Origin of the sequence: Paenibacillus sp. JGP012 (assembly GCF_014203995.1) — a bacterium.
GTDB classification, from domain to species: Bacteria; Bacillota; Bacilli; order Paenibacillales; family Paenibacillaceae; genus Paenibacillus; species Paenibacillus silvae.
Genome location: NZ_JACHKG010000010.1, coordinates 122,096 through 143,742 on the forward strand (window position 1 = coordinate 122,096; position 21,647 = coordinate 143,742).

Genomic DNA, 21,647 nt, shown 5'->3' on the forward strand with positions numbered 1-21,647 from the left:
ATCATATCACACAAGATTAACGGGTATTAAAAAAACTAAGTTTTTTGACGTAAGCGTCAACTGATTTTTGGAGTGTTTTATTTTTAACATCTTTGTCACCTCTGATCAGTATTGCGACCGCTTGAGGTGTATAAGACTTCATAGTATAAGTATTACGTATGGCATTTTCGTGTTGATATGGGCAAACATATTTGTAAGTCGGCATTTCTTCATTTTCTAAGTGGTGATACTCAACACAACTTGATGAGCTTTTCTCAATAAAATTATATTTAAAAGCTATTATTGGAAAAGACCGATTTCTCATCTCATTTATTTCATTCCAAGAAGGTGCGCTAATTTTTTTACTTCTCTCCCCTGCTATCTCCAGCCAAGCATTGAAAAAATTCTCACTAAATTGGATAATGATCTTTTCCAAAATCCAAAAAAGAATCTTTGTATCAATACATTTTTGAGTTTTCATTTGAAGACTTACAATTTGTTCAGAGAAATACTCCAAGTGCTCCTCGATTAGTAAAGGTACTTCCTCAGACGAATCACCTTTCCCATTCTCATCATAGAAATATTCCTTCTTCAGAAGAGCTTTTCTCCAAAAAACATATGCATAAGCGTAAGGGCATATCTCAGGAAATTCAGCTATATCATTCATTTTTCTGAGTTCCATCAATTGAGTTATGCAATGTTGATGTTTTCTAAGGAGATTCTTTAATAACTTGTCCTCGACTTGTCTGAACGTCTGCAAGCAATTTCTCAACATTATTTGTTGGAAACGTTGAGAATAATAATCATTTTGATAAAGGGATTCTATTGATTCAATATGTTTAGTTTCCTTGGGCTCAGCTTTAATTAACAACTTCAAGCTACAATGTTGCTCATGAACGATCCATCTGGGTTGTACATCTAATTGATACATGTTTGATCTTATCCATTCTAATATAGCTTGATCTATTTGCTCCGGCGCTGTCCATTCATTCCAACTGGATATATTAAAGGAAGCTATAGTGAACCCGCATTTACATTTGAAAGCATAACCCAACTGTTTATTAGACAATAAAAAAGGTATAGTCTCATTACAATCAGGACAGCTTTTAACCAGATTAAGATTATGAAATGCACATTTGTCTAAAAGCTTAAACTGGTGAAGCCAAGAATGAAAACCTCTTTCCATACACTTTGGGCACCAAAGCAGTTTTTCATGAAACCAGTGGCTACGTGAACTGTATAAAGCATGGAATGGTGCAATCAATGCATGAATTGTATTTTTATTGTGTTCTAACAAATTGAAATCTAATGCTTGATGAAGTTTTTGAAGATCAAATCCGTTTAGAAGCAAAAGATTTCGATGATAGTCTCCAATGTTCTGTTTAATATTTTTCACTTTTGGAATACCAAAAACTTTTAGAATCTCATTTCGTTCTACAAGGTTAACTAAAGATAATTTTTCAAAAACTGACCAGGGTGATTCGTATTCATTAACCCACTCTTTCCTCCAAACGATTTTCATTCATTGTCTCCCCTCTGCGCTAATGCCATGTAAATTTCGGATTCTATATAACCCGTAAGCTTTATCGCTTCCAACCACTGTTGTGAAGTAATCCATTCTAGCTGTTCTCCATGTGTTCCAAAAATTTTTAAAGCATTCTCCACAGCATAAGTAAAGTACTCCATAGGAATTTCAAGCTTTGATTTGACACCGTGTTCCCGGCGAAGATCCATAAATTGACGATAGATAATGCCAGCATCTTTTTCAAGCCGCTGCCCTTTATCATATCCTTCCGGGAAAAAGTAACGTGTGAAGCTACATTCACTGTGTTCAGGATACTCGGATATTTCGGGTGAATCGTAGCAGTGAAGAACACTTCTGATATCTTCTAGTGAAGTAATTCCAAAAAAACGATGTTCGTGAGTCATAAATCGTCCGATGATTTGTGATTTACGTTGGCCAAGAAAAAACGTTCGTCTACTCAACAACTCTTCTTGACCCACAGAAATTACGGACATGCTAATCTTTGCTCGATCTAGTTGATTGTAAATATCCATTAGCCATTGATAATGAGCTTCGGTTAAGTTCTGCCCTTCATCCATAATTACTATGACCCGTCTCGTACCAGAGGTCTCCGCTTTTTCTTTTAATAAGTTAACAATTTGATTTCTCAAATCTCCTGGTTTTCTTCGTGATATAAACGGAAAATCAAAATCATATAGAAGGTCAGAATAGAACTTCTCTTCACTAGGAAACCTGTATGTGTTACTGTTGGCTATAAAAATGGGGATAGGCGCGTTTATAAAATTTGGTAAATTCTCAAGTGCAAATTTTAATGCAGTTGTCTTACCTAAACGGGGGCGTCCATACACAATCATTCCAGGTAATCGATTCGTTACTATCTTTTTTAGATTGTCCATCAAACGAAGAACTTCTTTAGTTGGAAGCATATAGTGTCCTACTTCAATAGGGTGTGTCCCAACAGCTATGAGTTGTTTATCCATTTCTATCTTCTCCTTAATTATTATATCTTGGTCTTAAACTGTTTTAACATGCGTTCGTAATTTTCCATCTCATTGAGCTTGTCTCTATTGATTTGCTCTTCCCGAGCTTTATCAAGCAGTTCATTTTGGAAACTGGCTTCTTCCAAAGCTTTAGTTTGTTCAGTGGGTGGATTGTCAGGTTTATAAATACTCTCTTCATTTACCCGAACTTGCTTATTGACCATTTTTTTTGATTTTTTTTGAGTCATAAGATAGTTAGTGTATACAAAAATGGGGTCATCCCAAGTTGTAAGATGTAGTACCTTGTTCTTTACTAAGGAATTGATCGCTTTTCTTGTTTGTAAGGAATGTGCAGTTAAAGACCATCTTCCGCTAGCTGTCAAATATCCGAATTCGCTTCCATCGGGCAGATATGCTTTCAATGTACGAAGATCATCAACATTTACATGAAGTAAGAGCTCGGTGTTTAACAAGTATGCTGAATTCGCAAGTTGGTCACTACGATACGGAACACCTTCATATTCAATATACGGCTTCTTTCCTGATTTCAATGATCCTCTTACAGTTCGTTTATGGATCGTTTGCATAAAGAGTATCTCCGATCTTTTCTCTTCTTCTAGAAGTCTTGGGGTTAGCCCAGAAACTTTCATTCTTTTCTCCAGAAGCTCTAAGGGAGTTTGATGATAAATTCCCCCGTGTGGAGTTCCATTATAATTCGAGATTAATACATCAATGAGTTGTTTTAGATGCTCGTACGTGATATTTAATTGGGTGGCTTGTTGTTCAGGATCTTTTCTTCGCGGATCCTTGGGTTCACTTCCTGTGGTATTAGGTAAACGATGAAATCCATTTTCCTCCAATGTTTTAAAAAATCGTTCGATAATTCCCCTCCTCATAGGAAGAGCTACCGGTCCTAAGTTCATAAAACAACCAATTAAATTCTCAAGGCGGTCTTTTACCATTTGAGCATAGTGAGATTTGGCATTATCTAAGCAAATAATATCCCAAACTGCCCAAGCAATTTCTGGGAACTTCTCTGAGGGAAAGCCCCCCACTGGATGATAAGCTAATCCTGGTATCGTGAGTTCTAGCTGTTTATGAGGTAATACAGCATTACGTGCACAATGCATAACATCACTTGCACTGTATTCTTGATTTAAACTAATCGAGTATCCCAATATATTTCGTGTAGCTACATCAATAATTGTAAGGATCCAAAAACGCCGTAGTATTTTAGTTACGGTGTCTCCTTCAGGTGTAGTCAGTTCTACAGCAAAGAAACCATCAATTCGGTGAGCATCAAATTGAACTTTTTGAAATGGAAATAAGTTTGAAATTTGATTTTGTTGCCCTTCTCCTACATGTCTTGCTTTTTGTGATGCGTCATCCCCAAAACGCTTTGTTGATCTACAAAAATCTTCATAGGAAATTCGTCTAAGGTACCGTTGCACTGCTTTGTATCCCATCCACTCTGTATTCAACGGATACTCTGCTTGTGTGATTCCTTTCTTACGGCATTCTTCAATAAAGCGTTTATGAATATACTTTACTTTCATAACCGGCTCCAGAGTGCGTCTCTTTCTCCCGAGAAACAGGTCCTCCAGAAGTTCTTTAATGTCAGGGTATCTATCCAAGAATCGATTAAATTCGCCTGTCTTTCGCCCGTTTTTTTGGTTCCTATTGAATACGTCCAGCTGATATTCGTTCACATTCTTCTGGGGAATCAAGGCTCTAAATCCCCAAACTGTACCTGTTTTATCATATTGCATACAACGCTTGATGAACCTTCTGACGTTCTGACGAACTATTCCTGTTTCCTGCTTGATCTCTTCTAAGCTAACTCTCTGAAAGTACATCATCACAGCTTTTTTACGATTAATATAAATAAGACGTACTGAATGTTCGAGTGTGCTTTCATCAACTGTTGGCCAAAGTTCTGGATTCATTTGTTCTAGTGCTAACCCGCTTTGTTCATAAACTCGCTCTTTACTCACATGTATACACCTCCAAACCTTTCCCGAAAATTTGATCTTCGATGTTTCCACAAACACGTCCTTCATAAAACAACCATTTAAGCGCTAGATAAACCTGCTCTGCTGAATATTGAGGTAATTCTTGAATGATGTCTGAGATTTTTCTCTTTTTTAATGAAACACCATTAAATACATCTAAAATACATGTTGGCTTATTACTGTTGAGGATTGCTGTCACAATGGATGTCCTGTTCTCTATAGAGTGCAATCCGCTCCTGATGGTCTTTTCAGTACGAACTTCATAGGATTTATTATTAATCCTACACCATTCTCGTTGTGCCTCAATCTGACGTTTTGTTCGATCATATTTAGGATGTTTCGAAGTAAGTTCCTTCTCATATTTGACTTCGACAAAGGTTTCTTTACCATCTTGATTCAGAATCCACATGTCAAATATGCTTGTACGTAGCTGACCCTTCAAAACATATGATATTTTCAAAGGTTGCTCACAGTACGTTATAACCTTAGGGTTTGTCTCTACAGTAAGCCAGTGATCAAATTCCAAATCACTGTATAGTTCAATATTGCGTTTCCCTACTTTATTTCCTCGTGAGGTCCAATAATTATTTCCATACTTTTTACTTCGTGAAATCTTGAGAGGGAGATACTTGATGTCATGATATTCCTCCACAAAGGCCCTCCCTTTCTCATTTTGTTTAATGTATGAACAAAAAAACGACTTTTTATACTCCACCTATGTATATCTAGTGTCTCTCTATGAACATACTAAGAAGTAATAGAATTATAGACGGAGGGATTCAAATGTCAGAAGAAGAGTTCTATAAGTGGTTGGGAGAATGTCTAAGAGACCTTCGAAAGTCAAAAAAGCAAACACAAGAAGAGATTTGTCAGAGTTATCCTCTTGCCCGTTCTTCCCTAGCCAATATTGAGCGAGGTAGGCATATGATTAGTGCATATAACTTATATCTGCTGCTTCATGTTCTAGATATTCCTTTGGAATCTATATTTGATAATTTATCGTATGAAGGAAGAACTAAATCATAGATGTATAAAGTGAAATAGGAATACAGCCAGAAAAAGAATAAAGGAAGTATTTCAGGTAATGAATGCGCAAGAATATTCTGAGTTAGAAAAACAATCAGATATAGTAATTAGTTCAGGTAGTTACTAACTTTTTGAGCAAGCTTGATGCGAAAGTCTATCCTTTCAAGTCCGTCAGCATAAACGAAATATTGAAGCACTAGAGAAATATCTCATTTGTCTAGTATTAACAAATGAGTATCGTTACAAGGCAGCCTTATCTTAGCGAGATAAGGCTCTTTTGGTTTCACAGAAAATAGCTCCTAGTTGATCTCTTTAGTTAAGTTTTTCTTCAGCTCCTTTAACTGATTTAATTCCTTATGATAATGTTCTACTTCTTCCAAATTCAAATTTTTAATATTAACCCACATAGCCAAACTTACCTCCTGGTGACTTAAAGATATAATAATTATGGCTTCATAATAGTTGTGTAGGTACACAACGGGTATCCTCCACTGTCCTTCCTCTCTCGCTAGTACAAACCATTTCTTTTTAATCACTGCTCGGTTTGTGTAAAATCGACCATTAAACAAAATCCCTTGAGCTGTTATGGTAGCAATTCCAACATCTGCTTTTAGGTGATTTGTCATCCCCTCCACCTCCTTTATCATGTATGCCCAAAAAAATTGATATATAAACTTATCATTTTAATAAAATAATTTATATACATTAATGTATCGAAGGTTTCCCATTGTTTAGACTGAATTAGAGGTGTGGCAATGAACGAACCTGTTTTAAGATTAGTAGGACAGCGTGTTCGCGAATTACGGAAAAAACAAGGATATTCGCAGGAAGAATTAGGCGAAATGGCTGGTTTTCACTTCTCCTACATCGGGGGCGTTGAACGTGCCGAGAAAAATATTACCTTGTTAAATCTCCAGAAAATTGCGGATGCTCTTCAAGTCAATGTCCATGAACTTTTTTATTACAGCAAGTATGTTAAGACTGGAAAAAGTGATAAAGAGAAATTGCTAAACGAAATCAATGAGAAGCTTTGGCCTATGAAATCTTCCGATTTAAAAAAGGTTAACCTGCTCTTATCTGAATTTTTCGATAGTTAACACAAAAAAGCCGATGTATCTGACATCGGCTTTTTTGTGTTTCATCTATTCCTTCCAGGTTGCTTCACTTTGTATGTTAATCCAAGAGTATTTATTATTCTGCTGTACTAGTCCCTCCATCATATTACGCTCACTTATTAATGTTAAAAGCAAATATTTCGTTTGGATGTTCTTCACATATAGATGCTCATACACTTGTGACAAAGAAAAGTATCCTCTAGCTGCATATAATCTTACTTGTTCCATATTAATCTTTCCACTTCGTTGTAGTAGCTTACCCCCTCCCATTTTATATGCAGCATCGGTATCAATATTTGGATCTGGAATTACTACACTTAGCTTTCCTACAGATAAGGTTACTTTGTGCTGATTCGTACGCAACATCTCCTTACATGCCAGATTACGTATAGATTCCCACTGTTCAACAAAGCTAGAGTATATCCTTTTATAATGCTTCCATTGGCCTAAGAGGTCATATATGTTTTTGTTGGTTAAATTCTTTCTGTATACACTGAGTTCCTCTTCACTGTGACCACCAATTCCTCTAATTGGAGTAAATCTTAAATATGCGTTGCCAGCCGTACTGAATTTTTGAAGCAATAATTTCTCTGTCTCATTTAATTGTCTTAATCTAATCCGGACCACTTTCGACAGAACTCCATGATTCTCTAATAAGTCGAATAATTGTGGATTTTTCATATCATAGTGTTTATTTGCAAGGAATTTTCCAACAACGCCATGCTCAGTCCATTCAAGTCGTTGAAGTCCCAGGGATGATTGATATTCACCAATGACTTGTCTCAGCAAGTGTATTTTTGCACCTGTGGAGTTCATTTGCTCATATTGTGATGATTGAACAAATTGAATGATTTTCTCTATACTCACTAATCTATTCTCCTTTGTGATCAGATTAGTGAGTGGTATTGACCATTGTTATCTGTTTTATACAACGGATATTTTGAGAAAACAATGAGAGTATTATTTTTATGTTTAAAGAACCTCCCCTTAAAATAAGAGGAGGTTCCAGGAATTTAGATTTAATTAATAGGTGTACGTACTTTGTTCTTTAATTAATGACTAAGTAATTTATACAACAGAAACGTTACCCAAAAAATCCAACACCATTTAATCAGCTTCTCCGTACTACGTTTCATCATCAAACGACTCCTGTAATCCTGGAAGCACTTACACCTATATATGCATTATAATTAGAAACTTGGTTGATTACAAGCTATCCTGCGGCTACATATCTTCTTTTGACACATAATCCATCTTCCCTATTTAATTCTTCTAACATAGTAATTAGAAACTTGTACTTAAGTGTTTCGTAAAAGAAAGTACAAGGAGGTGATAACATGTCAAAGCCATTAAAGTCAGGTAATTCAGCCCCAAAAACAGGAGATTATAAAGTTCTTGGTCCGAGAGGTGGTACGATTAAAACCGGTGTTACCGTAAAGCAAGGTGATACGCTCCCACCAACCCCAAAGAAAAACCAAACATACAAAAAACAATAGTAATGAGAGGGCTATGTCCTCTTTTCCTAATAGGAAGAAGAATTATTAAATTCAGTAATATTATATTCTTCCAAAATCAGTAGGTCTCAAAATCATTAGTAAGTTATGTCACTCTATAACCAAAATTTCAATCAAAACAATTTCTTTTTCATGGTGTATTTTTAAACTCATAATGGATCTCCAGAGTTAAAAAGCTTTAAAACGTAGCACTAAATTTATATTAGAAAATAGCTAGACTATGATGTTTTTTAACTTTTTGTTGAAGCATTAAGTAAATGAAGTTCTCTGCAGCTACCTCCAATTAGTTTTTAGTACCCATTAAAGGCTGTTTTATTAGAAACTGTTCAAACTCTTTGAATTCTTCAACACTAATTTCAATATTGTACTTTTTAGCAAAACTAACAAAATTGAAAGAACAAGAAAAACATAGTATCCACCAACGACTAATTTACTTTACCTTGCTTTATTAAATTTTACACGTAGCAACGTAAGTATTACTAGAAACCCTCTCATAACACTGGATGGGAGGCAGTGTATTTGAACGATGCCCAAAAAAAAGCGCTAAGTGACTTGGACCTGCATAGAATAGATCTATAACTTTAATTCCATTTTTACTGGTTATCCGTTGTATTTCCTTTTTAATCTTATCAACTACCATATTAGCTTGTTTAGCGCTGATTATAGGCTTATCTGAATAGATATTTAACACTGGGTTCGTCAAATCATCATTCAACCCACCTTCTAAGAAACGTCTAACTTCTTCAGCTAACTGATCTTTCATAATCCCTATAGTCACTACAAGACGCTCGCCTGTTCCTTCATGATACATACCGGAAATTGGATAGTCTGGCGTTTCAGAATCGGCATGTTGATCAGTTGCCCACACCTCTCCACGATATTCCATTTCTACATTGAAACCAGCAACGGCTGAGAATTGAGAGCCAAACGCTCATGCAGTTGAAATACGTCGACTGCCCCTCAGCTCTACTCTACGGCTTCTGCGATTCTCCTTTATCCATTTCGATGTTTGATTTAATTGAAACTTGAGTATAGTATTCCATTCATTTGCAGGAGGATATTCCCTAGAAGCCCCACCAAAAAAAGCTTCCCACTCAAATTGCAGAGATTTTTCCTTTTGGGTGACTTTTTCTATTTCAGTAATGATAGTTACTGGTCTCGATGGCAACCTAAAGTTTTCACTTAGTGCATCATTTATTACCTGCTCTAGCTTTTGCCTTGTAATCGGTCGTGCCTTATGGGAACGAATTAAGTCAAGTAAACATGGATAAATCTTACTAATTTCTTTACCTGGTAAGTCATCGTAATCAGGAAAATGTAATGTGTTCGCAAAGATGCTTTCTAACTTTTGTATGTGCATCACTAGCATTAGTCTTGGTGGTCGAACTCGGTTCAATTTCGCTTAAAAAATCAACAAATTGCTTCTGAGTAATCATATTCTCATCGTCTCCTCAACAGTTTAATTATCTCTTCGGAAAAGCAATGCTTTGGTTACCAAACTAATATTATGTACGACCTTTTTCAACCTTATTGTTCCAACAACAACTATATCATACGTTAGCATGCACTAGGGGCAATTCCTTTGATATAATAAACTTACAAATTAACGTGAGATAGAGCCCGAGAGAATATTATTTCATTTTCTTGAATATATTGTCGAAGTTATTTAAATCTGAGTTCTTCCTATTATATAAATAAAGAGAGGGTGCTTCATGAACCAGTGTATCTAATACAAGTACTATAGTGAGAAACTTGAGTATTCGAATCAAGAACATGTCATTCCAGCAGGTTTGGGAGGGATTAAGAAATTACCGTGTGGATTTGTTTCAAATGAAGCAAATAATCACTTTTCTTCATTTGAATTACGTGCACTCAGAAATTCTTTACTCTCAATAAATAGAAATAATTTCGGACCCGGAAAACGAGGATCATTAAATGTATTGAAAGTGAGAAATCCAGTTGTACATATTTTTACCGCTATCTCTCCTGAGAAAGAACTAGATACTCTTTTAGTTCCATATAGGTTAGGATTTATGTTCAGTGGAGTTGTTCGGATTTTACCACAAATATTTATAAAATTTGATGAAGCATGGAATATGAAGCGCCCTTTGTATATTTCTGATAACCTCTCAAAACAACCTGAAGGTACATTGAAAAAGTTCCATTCTTCTTTAAATACTTTTATAAGAAGCACAGATCGAAAGTATATTTTTATAAATCCTCCATCTTCAACTTCATGTAATTTTGTAAGTATTGCTTATCACGAAAATAGATTTTATGTATGCTCCTCAATAAAGAATTTTAATATGGATAACTTTTGTAAGCTAATAACTCTGAGAGCTTTACCGGATATAAATCCATTTCTCCTTAGTTCAGCTTCAAAATATCAATACAACTATATGATTGATGACGTCAAAGACGTATCTTTTCCCTTGATTTATATAAAATCAGCGTTCAACGCCCTTAGCCTTTTTAAAGGCCAAGCTTTCATACTTGAAGACATTTTTGATCCGCTTCGAAGCAGTATTTGCAACGCGGGAGATTTAGCTTCATATTGGGTTAGTTGCAAAATGCCATCATGGCTTGTGAATTGGGTGAAAAGTAATGTTCCACCTAAAGCACATTTCATAGTCATTGACGGTTATGATGGAATAATTGATGCATATGTCAGCTTCTTTAGAGAACCACTTAACTCAACTATTCGTATAACATCAAATTACTCAGGTGAGGCGTTTAGAATCGGACTAATATGCGATTGGGAGTCTAGAAAAGAAGAAATTATTATAAACATTGATTGAAAATTTTACTCAAATTACTTAGCCTATGCTGCGTTTATCTTGAGTTATGCGTAGTATAATTGATTCAATATCGTCAGTTTCCGTATATTTAAAAAGTAATTTTTCCGGCACTGTCTTTCTGTACTTTAATTCATAGATGTATGTGAAGGTTTTTAACTAATTTTATTCTCCTCTTAGATTCAACCTTTCGTCTAATATATGATGGCTGAATAACTCTAGAAACGTGTTTTATTTTCGAAGTACGTGTTACTTAACTTTATAGTAACATCGCTCCTGCATTCAGAGTAATATGTTGGTAGAGTCTTGAAGTAATTCATAACTGTTGTAGGGTTGCCGTACGGTCAGCAAAAAAAGGCTTGATTTTGAATGGAGAAACAAGCTAACAAATTGTTGAAGTGGTAAATGTATTTCCTTACCTGATATAGTCAAAAATAAATCCGGCTATCGTTAGCCGGATTTTATAATTTACTCCCTCGCTTTGAATATTTGTGAATCAACTGTTGCGTATAAGCATGCCTTTCGGATGTAAACAACGCTTCTTTAGCAAAATGGTCGATGATTCGACCCTTCTGTATCACCATAATTCGATCGGATATACGCTGAATTGTAGCCAGATCATGTGAAATAAATAAACAGGCAAATCCGATGTTTTTTTGCAATGTCATCAGCATCTCGATGATCTGAGCCTGTGTAATCATATCCAGGCTGGACGTGGGTTCGTCCATGATGATCAGGGATGGATCGCTGCTGATCGCTCTGGCAATAGCGACGCGCTGCTTCTGTCCTCCACTGAGCTCATGGGGATACTGATGCAAGAGATGCGCTGGTAGCTCCACCAGATCCAGCAGCCGTTCGGCACACTTCAGCCTGTCCTGTCTGCAATCCTGGACGATTACAGGTGTTCGTTGCTTGAGGGTGTCCAGCGGTTCCATCACGGAATCAATGATCTGTAGTCTGGGATTGAGACTCGATGCAGGATTTTGAAACACCGCCTGAACTTGCCCCTGATAGACACGACAGGCGGAACCGAATCGTGGTTGTACCAACTCTTTTCCTAGAAACCACATTTGCCCGGAATCGAACTTCTCCATTAATAAAATACAGCGTGCTAATGTACTTTTTCCGCTCCCGCTTTCTCCGATTAGACCCATACATTCTCCCGGGTGGAGACTGAAAGAAACGCCGTCGATTGCTCTTGTCTGTCCCGGATAGGTCTTGATCAGGTTTTGAACCGTAAACACAGCTTCTTCACTCATGATAATCGACCTCGTTTCGGAACGACGTCAGGTTCAGCATAAGACAGCATGGATTCGGCTGCCAGAAGCTTTTGCGTGTACGGATGTATGGCTTGTGTCAGCACGTCCTCAGCATTGCCTGATTCCACGATTCGTCCTTCCCGCATAATAACAATCTGATCCGCGCAGCGTCTAGCCAGCTTCAGGTCATGTGTGATGAACAGAATCGAGCAGCCTGTCTTCTCTCGAAGCTGAATGAGCAGATCAATTATTTCCGCCCCCGTTACCCAGTCCAGCGCAGACGTGGGTTCATCCGCAATCAGCAGTTTCGGTTCAAGCAGCATGGCCATCGCGATGCATACCCGCTGCAATTGTCCGCCACTTAGCTGGAACGGATAGCTGACAACAACCCGTTTGGCTGGCAAGGAAACGTCATTCAGCGCTTGCACGATCCGCTCCTTCCGTTCCTGACGTCCCCATGTATAATGTACCCTAAGCGTCTCATCCAGTTGTTTGCCTATGGGAAGAAACGGGCTAAACACGCCTGTATAGTCTTGAAATACATATGCGATTTCTCTGCCACGCAGCCGATTCATTTGTTTCTCGGACAACGCTGACAGAGACTGGCCTTTAAACGTAATTTGTCCAGACGTATGGTGCACCCCGTTTGGAAGCAAGCGACCGATGGACAAGCCTGTAAGTGTTTTTCCGCTGCCGCTTTCCCCAATGACAGTCAGCCAGTCGCCCTCTTGAATGGACAGGTGCATATCGTGAATAAGGGTCTGCTTCCCGGCCACAAGCCGTAGTCCTTTTATTTCGAGTAAACTCATCAGCTTCTCACTCCCTGCTTCGTTGTTTGATATCCAGCCTATCGCGCACTCGGTCTCCCAGCATGTTCGACCAGAGCACGACGAGCATGATGGCGAGTCCGGGGGCAACCATAAGGTAAGGTGAGCTATGAAAGTAGGCCCGTCCCTCGTTCAGCATGGCTCCCCATTCCGGTGCAGGGGGCTGTGCGCCCAGTCCAATGTAGGAGAGCGAGGCAATCATGAGAATGACTTTACCGATATCCAGCGAAGCGATCACAATCACATGAGACAACGCATGGGACAGTATATGCTTCCACAAAATCTGATGAGGACGTAATCCACTTAGGCGGGCAATGGTAATATACTCCTGGTGCTTCTCTGAGATGACGCTATTGCGAACGATGCGGGAATACGTAATCCATTTGACTGAAATGATGGCAATCATCAGATTGAAGATACCTGGTCCCATCAGCCCACTTAGCACAATCGCAATAATGAAATCCGGAAATGCAAGAAAAGCATCCGATATGCGTTTATAGATTCGATCCAGCCACCCGCCTGCATAGCCGGCCAATAATCCTGCAGGAATACCGATCGCGAGTGAACCGAAGAGAACAATCAAACTGGTTCCTACTGTATGTCTTCCCCCGAGCAGCATACGGGATAATAGATCTCGACCAAGATCATCGGTGCCCAGCAGATGATCTATACCTGGGGGCAGAAGTCGTATCGCCAAGTTGATCGCATAGGGATCATGTGGAACCACATAAGGCGCACAGATCAGGGTCAAAACAACGAGTACCAAAATAATGATGTGAACGATCATTTTTGGTTTTTGCACCGCATGGGCAGCGCCCCACTTGGTTTTAAGCATGATTATCGTTCCCCCTTCAACCGGATCTCGGGGTTGAGAACATCATTCAGAAGGTCAACCAGTATGTGCATGATCGTAACGATCAGGCCCATCAGGACCATATAGCCCTGAATAACCGGATAATCACGACTCTGAATGGCGTCAACAATGAATTTGCCCATACCGGGATAGGCGAACAGCACTTCAATGACGACCGTTCCTCCAAGCAAGCTTCCGATGCTTACGCCAAACATGGTCACAACGGGAGTGAGTGCATGCCGGAAGGCATGTCTAAGGAGCACACTCGAGCCACCTATTCCTCTGGATCGTGCTCCCCGAACAAAATCCTGCCCCAGACTTTCCAGCAAACTTGAACGAATGAGGCGCACGTATACGGCTGCCATGGTTAATCCCAGTGTTAGGGATGGTAGTATCAGATGCGCAATGCTCCCCGTCCCCATAGAGGGAAACAGATGTGTTCTCACGGAGAAGCCTTCTATTAAAAGAAGCCCCAGCCAGAAGCTAGGGACTGAGGTGCCCAGCACAGCCAGAAGCCGACTGAACCGGTCGATGACACGATGGGGATATAAGGCGGACAGTGTGCCAAGCGGAATAGCGATGACAATCAGCACCAGCAGTGAAGTGCACGTTAAAAGCAACGTTGCCGGCAATTTGTCCAGTAACTCCTCCGTTACCGGACGATTGGTCATATACGAAGTGCCCAGGTCCAGTCGCACAAGATGTGACAGCCATTTCCCGTACTGTACAAGCACAGGATCATTTAACCCCAAAGCCTCACGCTGCTTCTCCATTTGGGAAGAGGTCACGGCCACATCATCCGAGCGCAATATTTCCCTTACCGCATCACCGGGAGCTAACTTTACGAACACAAAGCTAATGAAGGACAGAAGCAAAATAAAGAGAATGAACTCTATACTTCGTTTCAGGAGCTTGTTCATGTCTATTCCACATCCAGTTGATTCGTCAGCATGTAATACTCACTTTTGCTGGTTACCCAGTTTTTCACCCGATCTTTATACACAACGAGTGTATTGGGATGAACCAGGTAGGAGTAATAGGTTTCTTCATCAATATGCATCAGGATTTTTTTAATTAATTCATTTCGTTTCTCGGTATCCACCATCTGATCTAGCTCATCAATCCACTGATTCAGCTCTGAATCATTAATTTTTCCGAAATTCAGCGTCCCGTCGGGTTTGAAGGCGACATTGAGGAAGTAACTGGCATCCCCGCGTGGTGCAATTAATGGGCTGTATGTGCCCAGATCCCAGTCATCTTTGTTGAGCAGATAGTCTTCGTAATTATCCACAAACTCAATTGTAATATCGATACCTATCTCCTTCGCTTGCGCTTGTAACACCTGAGCAAACAGAGGAAATTCCGCCCGTGATGTATACGTGACAAGCTTCATGCTGAGCGGCTTTCCGTCTTTACTGACCTTACCCTGCTCCACCTGATATCCAGCCTTTTCAAACCATGCGAGTGCTGCTTCGACACCTGTCGTTTTGGCTTCATAGGAAGGAATATAGTAGAAGCCTGGCATGAATGGCCCCGTTGCAAGCGTAGCCTGTCCACCCATAATCACGTCCTTCAATTCCTCACGATTCACGAGGGCATCAAAGGCTTTTCTCATATATTTGTTCTTGAATTCGGGTTGGTTTGTATTAAAAATAAGCTCGTGTGTCCGCAAGCTTGTGACCGATTCCAAATGAAGAGTGGAATCACTTTTCATCGTTTCCAGACTTTCAGTTGGCGGGCGATATACAATATCCGCATCTCCCGACATCAGAGCCGAAAGGCGCGCACTCGCATCCTCATTAAAGTTGAATGAGGCACGACTGAGCTTAGCAGCTCCGTCCCAATACTCATCGTAGCGCTCCACCTTGAGTGAGCTTCCCGCTGTGAAGGACGTGACCTTGAAAGGCCCAGTTCCAACAGGTGTTTTGTCCGGGTCAGGCGCATTGACATCGAGAATGGATGCATTCGGGTGAACAAGCTCGGATGGAAACTGCGGGAAGGGTTTCTCAGTTGTAATATTCAATGTCTGACTGGATGCACTCATCTCTTTAATCTTCAAAACCTGTTCTATACCCGGATTCACCTGGATCGCCCGTTCAAGAGATTGTTTAACAGCTTCGGCATCCAGAGCCCGTCCATCCTGGAAGGTTACATTCTTCTTAATTTCAAATGTCCAGTGCTGTCCGTCCGTCGTGTTCCACTTTTCAGCCAGCCAAGGCTCGATCTGCAGATCCTCACCCAACTTAACCAGGGTTTCGGTAACTCCGGCTCTTAGCGGAGTATAATCCAAATGTGGATCAATCGTCTGGCTTGCAAAGTTGAACAAAAACGTAACTTCCTTGTCTTCCGTCGCTGCAGATTGCGTTGTTGCATCCTTTGACGAACTTGAACAACCAGAAATGAAAAGTACTAAAGCTAAAACCATAATCATCGTTATTTTTTTTTGTGTCTGCAACGTTGTCTAACCTCCATTGATAAATGTCTCTAATTGAATAAAAACAATACGTGTTTTATCGTACTTGATGGTATGAATATTCGTAATAGCCCCTATGAGCTATTAAAGCTAAAATTTGTGACAAAAAAAGCTCAAGCCATTGAAATCAATGGCTTGAGCGACAAAGATACAACAATATCATTACCTTTGGACAATTTATTCATACAGAATATCTTTGTTAACTTTAGGAGCAACAAACCGAAATATATAGGATTGTTCATAAGCAAACTGCAATTGATCTGGCACTCGGTTATACCACTTCTTACCATGAGACAGATCGACGAATCCCGTTGGCGGCATGCGACGCACGCTCACCTGAAATCCTGCCAGCATGAACGCTTCGGATATGGTATCCAGTGTGTGATCCTGCATAGGAATGGCTGCATTACCATTAATGCGATCCCGGATCTCGGGCAAACTTGGGTTGCTACCGTAGTCGGCAAAGGTCGCATAATAGATGCCACCAGGCTTGAGACAGGTTCTGATCTGCAATGCATGTTTATTCAGATCGGGAATCAAATAGAGCACGGCCAGACTAAAAGCCAAATCAAACCGATGCACAAACTGCTCAGGCTGCCCCGTAGCATGAAACTCCAGCGGCAGATCTCCCCTGCGCTGATGGGCAATGTCAATGGATTGACGTGCCAGATCAGTTCCCACCCCTTCCCTGAAAGGCCGGAGCTTATATAGAAGTCTCAGAAATCCTCCCTGATTGCAGCCGAAATCAAGAACACTGCACTGCTCCAGATTGTCTTCCGGTATAAAACCAAGAACTCTCTTCCAGTGCGGGATATGATCCTCCTCCATGCCCTGATCCCCTTCTTCGGGATGCTGCCACCATACATCATACAGCGTCTGTTCGTTCAAGAGCATAACCTCCTTCATTTAAAATACGTTGGTCAAACATCTATCGTGTCTTGTTCGCCCCTTTTTGACTGGATAGGGCGATACACCCAGCAACAATGATCATACCGCCAAGAACAGTTAGCCAATCCGGTATCTCCTGCCAGAATAAAAAGCCAAACATTCCGTTCAATACCAGACCCAAATAGCTGACGACCTGAACCACGATGGCACTTTCATGCGTGAATGCGCGGGTCAGGAACACTTGTCCAAGCAGTGAAACCACGCCGATGGCTAACAGGTATAGCGATTGCACCAGGTCTGGTATGACAAATTGTTTCCACATAAACGGCAATGCCACCAGAGCCGAGGTAGCCACAAAATAAAACACAATTTCATAGGACGGATGAGTCTTGCTCAAGTAGCGAATGGAAATTCCCGCTGCTGCCGAAAAGACTGCGCTCAATAGTCCCACCAGAGCATAGGCTGAATAACTAGCATACTCATGAGGCTTGATCAGAAGTATCGCCCCCAGGAAAATCAAGGGCAGTATCGCTATAGTTCTTCGGGAAAGCCGCTCTTTCAGGAAAATAACGGAGAGCACGATAACAAAGACAGGCGACATCTGTGCAAGTATGCTCGCGTCCGTTAATGGAATCTTGGACAAGGTAAAAAAATAGGCCAGCATGTACAATCCGCCGAGCACCCCTCTTAATGCCAGCATGGGGATTCCTGTTCTGGAAAAAGAAATCCGTCCAGAACGCATGAATACAAGAATCAGAATCGTTCCAATGAGTCCTCGGAAAAATGCGATCTCTGCCGGCGGAATCGTTCCACTGACTTCTTTCACGAGAACATTCATCACACTGAATACGATTGAGGAGAACAGGGCTAACCAAACACCGTTTTTCATGAGAACCTCTTTTATCACAGCTTGTATAAAGAAAAAAAGTATTACTCCAGGTCGTATACTGCTGAAAGGAGACTTTTAGTATAATCATGTCGTTGTGGCTCGTTGATCAGTTCGCTTGCAAACTCATCAACGATTGCTCCATCCTTCATGACGATGATTCGATTGCTCATCTGATGAACGGCTGCAATATCATGGGAAATAAACAGGAATGACATCTCCAGCTCGGTCTGCAATTGTTTTAACAGCCTGAGAATATTCGCTTGCACGGTAACATCCAGACTGGATGTGGGTTCATCGCAGATGAGCAGTTGTGGCTTCAGGCTGATACCTCTTGCAATGGCTATCCGCTGCCGTTGTCCTCCGCTCAGCTCATGAGGGTAACGATCAAGATGTTCCGATTCAAGTCCCACCATTTCCAGCAGCCATCTTGCTGTTTCACGTCTGTCGTGCCTGACATCTGCCAAAAAGGATGGTGAAACATCTGGAAAATTATCCAAAGGCTCCAACACAGATCGCCAGACAGGTAAACGATCATTCAGGGAAGCATTACTGTCTTGAAATACAACCTGAATGTGTTGTCTCATCTTTCGGAGCGTACTCTTTTTTATCTCTACCATGGAGCTTCCCAGCAGTCGGATATCTCCATGATCAGGCTTTTCCAAAGCCAGCAGCAGACGTGCAAGCGAGCTTTTGCCACTGCCACTTTCGCCAACAAGACCCAGACATTCGCCTTTTTGAATGGTGAAGGAAACCTGCTGAACTGCATGGACCACCTGCTTGCCGTGTCCATAGGTTTTAACCAGATTATTAGCTACCAGTAAAGGCTCCACGATCTGTTACCCCCAAACTTCCGTTACTTCTGGACTCGTATGCTGCTTGTGAGGGATTCTCGGACAAGCCTTGAGCAATGCTTGCGTATAGGGATGGTGAGGTGCATTCTTAATCTGGTCCCGGGTTCCCGTTTCCACAAGATGACCTTTTTGCATGACCGCGATTCGATGTGACCGCTTGACGACCTGCCTCAGATCATGGGAGATCAGCAGGATTGCGCAGCCGACTTCACACTGAAGCTCTTCCATCAAGTCCATGATGGCTTGTCCAGTGATGACATCAAGCGCGGTGATCGGTTCATCTGCAATCAGCAGAGCCGGCTTTAGCATTAAAGCGGCGGCAAGCGCAACCCGCTGCAACTGTCCTCCACTCAACTGAAACGGATAGCTCCGAAAGGATCGTTCGGCAGGAAGATTTACACGTTGTAGCCAGTCTAGCGCCATTTCCTTCGCTTCTGGTCGCGTAGCCCGGGTATGTGTACGGATGACTTCCATCAACTGATGGCCGACCTTCATGAACGGTGTGAAGCTGCCGCGATAATCCTGAAACACACAACCAATTTCTTTACCCCGCAGCGATTTCACCTGCCCTGCCCGTGACTCTAACAAGTTTATCCCTTGGAAAACAATCTGCCCATGGGTAATGACGAGTGGTTTGGACAGAAGGCCGGAGACTGCACTGGCTGTAACACTTTTTCCACTTCCACTTTCTCCGACAATCGCCAGTGTTTCTCCGATATGAATATTAAATGAAATATCCTTCGTAATTCTGTGGCTGTGTCCATGATGGACGGCACTGATTGACAAATCACTTACACCCAGGATGGGTTGCCCTTCCGTTATTTTCCTCAATGCTTTTCCTTCCCTCCCACATTAAAATACATTAACGTTTACGTACGTCCAGATGATCCCGAATGCCGTCGCTGATTAGGTTAGAGCTGAATACAACCATCAGAATACATAACCCAGGATAAATCATCAGCTGTGGAGCCGCCTGAAAGTACGATCGTCCCTCATTCAGCATCGCCCCCCATTCCGGAGCAGGAGCCTGCACACCCAGACCGAGAAATGAAAGCATTGATATCAGCAGAATGAAACGGCCTACATCGAGAGCAGCCATGACCGCGAGCGGCGATGCAACCTGTCTGGCCAAATGACGATAAAGAATGATGCACATCCCACTACCAGCCACAACAGCAGCTTTGACATAATCTTTTTCCTTTTCGAGCAGCACAATACTCCTTACCAATCTTGCATACGTAATCCATTTCACACACGCCACAGCCAGCATGACATGAAGCAGACCTGGACCAAGAAAACCGGCAACAGCAACAGCCAAGAGAAATTCAGGAATTGCACCGATGCCATCGACGGTTCTCATAAGGAAGGTATCCAGCCTCCCACCCCAAAATCCGGATAACATGCCTATAGGAACACCTATAAGGATGACTGTAGTCAACACCAGAAAGGATGTGCTCATCGTTGTTCGGCTCCCATCTATAAGACGGGATAAAATGCATCTGCCCAGATGGTCAGTACCTAGCGGAAATTCAGCACTGGGTGGAAGTAAACGATCGGACATACGAACCAGCAGAGGGTCGTTAGGCAATATCCAGGGTCCAAACAGAGCGATAAGGAGGAAAAACAGAATGATGCTTGCACCGAGCCACAGCAGCGGACTCAATCGAAGACTTTGGCTTCTGTAAAATTCCAATGCCTTCTCAAGAAATGTCCATTTCACACCCTTTTCCCCCTTCTTGAGCGAATTCGGGGATCAAACAGACTATAACTAAGATCTACAAGCACATTGGCTGTCACAATGAATACGCCTGTCAGCAGAACATATCCCTGAATAACCGGATAGTTCCGTTGAGTGATTGCTTCCATGACCATACTTCCCAGACCCGGCCAGGCAAAAAGGGTTTCAGTCACGACTGAACCTGCCAGCAGTGCACCCAGACTCATTCCGAAAATCGTAATGACTGGCAGAAGAGCGGCACGAAGTGCATGTCTGGCGATGACCCTCCACTCCGCTATGCCTCTTGCACGAGCAGCACGCACATATTCCTGCGATAATGCGTCCAGCAATCCCGACCGAAGCAAGCGGATGTACTCGGGTACCATGACAACCCCCAGTGTAATCGATGGAAGAATGAGATGCCTGACGTCGCCACTCCCCATCGTAGGCAACCAGTTTAGCTTGAAGGCAAAAACGTAGATTAACAGCAAACCCAGCCAGAAACTTGGGATAGAAGCTCCAATCAGAGCGAACAAACGGCTGAGATAATCCGGCCATTTTCCTTTATATTTTGCAGCTAATATGCCGAGCGGCACGGATATCAGTAATAATACGATGATCGCTCCTGAAGTCAGGTATACTGTGGCAGGCAGTCGATCCATCATCAGATCCCATACGGCCCGATGGTTAACGTATGACTTTCCGAGATCTAGCTGAATCACGCCACGAAGCCAGAGACTGTACTGCTGTACGAGTGGCAAATTCAGCCCAAGCTCTTCCCGTACCTGCTCCTGATCCGATTGGGAAACGGCTCCCTCACTGGCCTTTAATATTGTGAGCACGGGATCACCCGGAGCCAGCTTCATCAGCAGGAAGGTCGCCAGAGTTAGCACGAAAATCACAAGAATCAACTGAATAATGCGTGAAAAGAACTGCCGAAACAT

The 21,647-nt window shown here is 41.5% G+C and carries 22 protein-coding genes and 1 pseudogene; 4 read left to right on the forward strand and 19 right to left on the reverse strand.

Going from position 1 to position 21,647, the window contains the following annotated elements; all coding sequences use genetic code 11:
• Nucleotides 1-16: 16 nt before the first annotated feature.
• From HNR77_RS14485 to HNR77_RS14500, 4 genes are read right to left on the reverse strand one after another with little or no spacing between them, the layout of a single operon-like run.
• Nucleotides 17-1,501 (reverse strand): hypothetical protein, encoded by a 1,485-nt coding sequence (locus tag HNR77_RS14485; RefSeq protein WP_184185454.1) that lies wholly within the window; start codon nucleotides 1,499-1,501, stop codon nucleotides 17-19.
• Complete coding sequence (locus HNR77_RS14490) at nucleotides 1,498-2,484, reverse strand: AAA family ATPase (protein WP_184185457.1); 987 nt, start codon at nucleotides 2,482-2,484, stop codon at nucleotides 1,498-1,500. Before HNR77_RS14490 ends, HNR77_RS14485 begins: the two co-directional genes overlap by 4 nt.
• A 20-nt stretch (nucleotides 2,485-2,504) precedes the next feature.
• Nucleotides 2,505-4,478 (reverse strand): hypothetical protein, encoded by a 1,974-nt coding sequence (locus HNR77_RS14495; RefSeq protein WP_184185460.1) that lies wholly within the window; start codon nucleotides 4,476-4,478, stop codon nucleotides 2,505-2,507.
• The gene (locus HNR77_RS14500; RefSeq protein ID WP_184185463.1) at nucleotides 4,471-5,148 is read right to left on the reverse strand and encodes a TnsA endonuclease N-terminal domain-containing protein; all 678 of its coding nucleotides are present in this window, start codon (nucleotides 5,146-5,148) and stop codon (nucleotides 4,471-4,473) included. Before HNR77_RS14500 ends, HNR77_RS14495 begins: the two co-directional genes overlap by 8 nt.
• A gap of 131 nt (nucleotides 5,149-5,279) precedes the next feature.
• Between HNR77_RS14500 and HNR77_RS14505 the strand changes: the two genes are divergently transcribed.
• Nucleotides 5,280-5,522 carry a helix-turn-helix transcriptional regulator gene (locus HNR77_RS14505; RefSeq protein ID WP_184185466.1) on the forward strand — a complete coding sequence of 81 codons (243 nt, stop codon included), beginning with the start codon at nucleotides 5,280-5,282 and terminating at the stop codon, nucleotides 5,520-5,522.
• A gap of 299 nt (nucleotides 5,523-5,821) precedes the next feature.
• On the opposite strand, the gene HNR77_RS14510 is transcribed toward HNR77_RS14505, so the two are convergent.
• Nucleotides 5,822-6,148: a hypothetical protein gene (locus tag HNR77_RS14510; RefSeq protein WP_184185469.1), complete on the reverse strand. Its 327-nt coding sequence runs from the start codon at nucleotides 6,146-6,148 to the stop codon at nucleotides 5,822-5,824.
• A 129-nt stretch (nucleotides 6,149-6,277) separates the two neighbouring features.
• On the opposite strand from HNR77_RS14510, the gene HNR77_RS14515 reads away from it, so the two are divergent.
• Nucleotides 6,278-6,619, forward strand: coding sequence for a helix-turn-helix domain-containing protein (locus tag HNR77_RS14515; protein WP_184185472.1), 342 nt, complete (start codon nucleotides 6,278-6,280; stop codon nucleotides 6,617-6,619).
• A gap of 45 nt (nucleotides 6,620-6,664) precedes the next feature.
• Here HNR77_RS14515 and HNR77_RS14520 read toward each other — a convergent pair whose 3' ends face one another.
• Nucleotides 6,665-7,504 carry a hypothetical protein gene (locus HNR77_RS14520; protein WP_184185475.1) on the reverse strand — a complete coding sequence of 280 codons (840 nt, stop codon included), beginning with the start codon at nucleotides 7,502-7,504 and terminating at the stop codon, nucleotides 6,665-6,667.
• 470 nt (nucleotides 7,505-7,974) lie between these two features.
• On the opposite strand from HNR77_RS14520, the gene HNR77_RS14525 reads away from it, so the two are divergent.
• Nucleotides 7,975-8,133 carry a YjzC family protein gene (locus tag HNR77_RS14525; protein ID WP_143038097.1) on the forward strand — a complete coding sequence of 53 codons (159 nt, stop codon included), beginning with the start codon at nucleotides 7,975-7,977 and terminating at the stop codon, nucleotides 8,131-8,133.
• A 466-nt stretch (nucleotides 8,134-8,599) separates the two neighbouring features.
• Here the strand turns inward: HNR77_RS14525 and HNR77_RS14530 are convergent.
• Nucleotides 8,600-9,070 (reverse strand): annotated as a pseudogene (locus tag HNR77_RS14530) (SAVED domain-containing protein); the annotation flags it as partial.
• A gap of 12 nt (nucleotides 9,071-9,082) precedes the next feature.
• Nucleotides 9,083-9,511 (reverse strand): hypothetical protein, encoded by a 429-nt coding sequence (locus HNR77_RS14535; protein WP_221443848.1) that lies wholly within the window; start codon nucleotides 9,509-9,511, stop codon nucleotides 9,083-9,085.
• 430 nt (nucleotides 9,512-9,941) lie between these two features.
• Between HNR77_RS14535 and HNR77_RS14540 the strand changes: the two genes are divergently transcribed.
• Nucleotides 9,942-10,949 carry a hypothetical protein gene (locus tag HNR77_RS14540; protein ID WP_184185481.1) on the forward strand — a complete coding sequence of 336 codons (1,008 nt, stop codon included), beginning with the start codon at nucleotides 9,942-9,944 and terminating at the stop codon, nucleotides 10,947-10,949.
• A 458-nt stretch (nucleotides 10,950-11,407) separates the two neighbouring features.
• Here the strand turns inward: HNR77_RS14540 and HNR77_RS14545 are convergent, their stop codons facing one another.
• The 11 genes from HNR77_RS14545 to nikB (HNR77_RS14595) all read right to left on the reverse strand — a co-directional run bounded on the left by HNR77_RS14545 (nucleotide 11,408) and on the right by nikB (HNR77_RS14595) (nucleotide 21,647).
• Nucleotides 11,408-12,205, reverse strand: a complete 798-nt coding sequence (locus tag HNR77_RS14545; RefSeq protein WP_184185484.1) for an ABC transporter ATP-binding protein — start codon at nucleotides 12,203-12,205, stop codon at nucleotides 11,408-11,410.
• Nucleotides 12,202-13,014, reverse strand: a complete 813-nt coding sequence (locus tag HNR77_RS14550; RefSeq protein ID WP_184185487.1) for an ABC transporter ATP-binding protein — start codon at nucleotides 13,012-13,014, stop codon at nucleotides 12,202-12,204. The genes HNR77_RS14545 and HNR77_RS14550 overlap by 4 nt, the downstream gene beginning before the upstream one ends.
• 7 nt (nucleotides 13,015-13,021) lie before the next feature.
• A complete protein-coding gene (gene nikC, locus HNR77_RS14555) occupies nucleotides 13,022-13,867 on the reverse strand; it encodes a nickel transporter permease (protein ID WP_184185490.1) in 846 nt (281 codons plus the stop codon).
• A 2-nt stretch (nucleotides 13,868-13,869) separates the two neighbouring features.
• Nucleotides 13,870-14,805, reverse strand: coding sequence for a nickel ABC transporter permease (nikB, locus tag HNR77_RS14560; protein ID WP_184185493.1), 936 nt, complete (start codon nucleotides 14,803-14,805; stop codon nucleotides 13,870-13,872).
• A 2-nt stretch (nucleotides 14,806-14,807) separates the two neighbouring features.
• On the reverse strand, nucleotides 14,808-16,316 hold the full coding sequence (gene nikA / locus HNR77_RS14565; protein ID WP_184185495.1) for a nickel ABC transporter substrate-binding protein: 1,509 nt from the start codon (nucleotides 16,314-16,316) through the stop codon (nucleotides 14,808-14,810).
• 219 nt (nucleotides 16,317-16,535) lie between these two features.
• A complete protein-coding gene (locus HNR77_RS14570; RefSeq protein WP_184185498.1) occupies nucleotides 16,536-17,246 on the reverse strand; it encodes a class I SAM-dependent methyltransferase in 711 nt (236 codons plus the stop codon).
• A 40-nt stretch (nucleotides 17,247-17,286) separates the two neighbouring features.
• On the reverse strand, nucleotides 17,287-18,135 hold the full coding sequence (locus HNR77_RS14575; protein WP_221443849.1) for a DMT family transporter: 849 nt from the start codon (nucleotides 18,133-18,135) through the stop codon (nucleotides 17,287-17,289).
• A gap of 41 nt (nucleotides 18,136-18,176) precedes the next feature.
• Nucleotides 18,177-18,965: an ABC transporter ATP-binding protein gene (locus HNR77_RS14580; RefSeq protein WP_184185501.1), complete on the reverse strand. Its 789-nt coding sequence runs from the start codon at nucleotides 18,963-18,965 to the stop codon at nucleotides 18,177-18,179.
• A 6-nt stretch (nucleotides 18,966-18,971) separates the two neighbouring features.
• Entirely contained in the window at nucleotides 18,972-19,817 is an 846-nt protein-coding gene (locus HNR77_RS14585; RefSeq protein WP_184185504.1) for an ABC transporter ATP-binding protein, read from the reverse strand.
• Between the two features lie 31 nt (nucleotides 19,818-19,848).
• Nucleotides 19,849-20,706, reverse strand: a complete 858-nt coding sequence (nikC, locus tag HNR77_RS14590; RefSeq protein WP_184185507.1) for a nickel transporter permease — start codon at nucleotides 20,704-20,706, stop codon at nucleotides 19,849-19,851.
• Nucleotides 20,703-21,647, reverse strand: a complete 945-nt coding sequence (nikB, locus tag HNR77_RS14595) for a nickel ABC transporter permease (protein ID WP_184185510.1) — start codon at nucleotides 21,645-21,647, stop codon at nucleotides 20,703-20,705. The genes nikC (HNR77_RS14590) and nikB (HNR77_RS14595) overlap by 4 nt, the downstream gene beginning before the upstream one ends.

What these genes read in the sequence shown, in the direction of transcription:
- HNR77_RS14485 (WP_184185454.1), bottom strand. Translation starts at nt 1,501, where the DNA reads ATGAAAATCGTTTGGAGGAAAGAGTGGGTTAATGAATACGAATCACCC.
- HNR77_RS14490 (WP_184185457.1), bottom strand. Translation starts at nt 2,484, where the DNA reads ATGGATAAACAACTCATAGCTGTTGGGACACACCCTATTGAAGTAGGA.
- HNR77_RS14505 (WP_184185466.1), top strand. Translation starts at nt 5,280, where the DNA reads ATGTCAGAAGAAGAGTTCTATAAGTGGTTGGGAGAATGTCTAAGAGAC.
- HNR77_RS14510 (WP_184185469.1), bottom strand. Translation starts at nt 6,148, where the DNA reads ATGACAAATCACCTAAAAGCAGATGTTGGAATTGCTACCATAACAGCT.
- HNR77_RS14515 (WP_184185472.1), top strand. Translation starts at nt 6,278, where the DNA reads ATGAACGAACCTGTTTTAAGATTAGTAGGACAGCGTGTTCGCGAATTA.
- HNR77_RS14525 (WP_143038097.1), top strand. Translation starts at nt 7,975, where the DNA reads ATGTCAAAGCCATTAAAGTCAGGTAATTCAGCCCCAAAAACAGGAGAT.
- HNR77_RS14535 (WP_221443848.1), bottom strand. Translation starts at nt 9,511, where the DNA reads ATGCACATACAAAAGTTAGAAAGCATCTTTGCGAACACATTACATTTT.
- HNR77_RS14545 (WP_184185484.1), bottom strand. Translation starts at nt 12,205, where the DNA reads ATGAGTGAAGAAGCTGTGTTTACGGTTCAAAACCTGATCAAGACCTAT.
- HNR77_RS14550 (WP_184185487.1), bottom strand. Translation starts at nt 13,014, where the DNA reads ATGAGTTTACTCGAAATAAAAGGACTACGGCTTGTGGCCGGGAAGCAG.
- nikC (WP_184185490.1), bottom strand. Translation starts at nt 13,867, where the DNA reads ATGCTTAAAACCAAGTGGGGCGCTGCCCATGCGGTGCAAAAACCAAAA.
- nikB (WP_184185493.1), bottom strand. Translation starts at nt 14,805, where the DNA reads ATGAACAAGCTCCTGAAACGAAGTATAGAGTTCATTCTCTTTATTTTG.
- nikA (WP_184185495.1), bottom strand. Translation starts at nt 16,316, where the DNA reads ATGATTATGGTTTTAGCTTTAGTACTTTTCATTTCTGGTTGTTCAAGT.
- HNR77_RS14575 (WP_221443849.1), bottom strand. Translation starts at nt 18,135, where the DNA reads ATGAAAAACGGTGTTTGGTTAGCCCTGTTCTCCTCAATCGTATTCAGT.
- nikB (WP_184185510.1), bottom strand. Translation starts at nt 21,647, where the DNA reads ATGTTTCGGCAGTTCTTTTCACGCATTATTCAGTTGATTCTTGTGATT.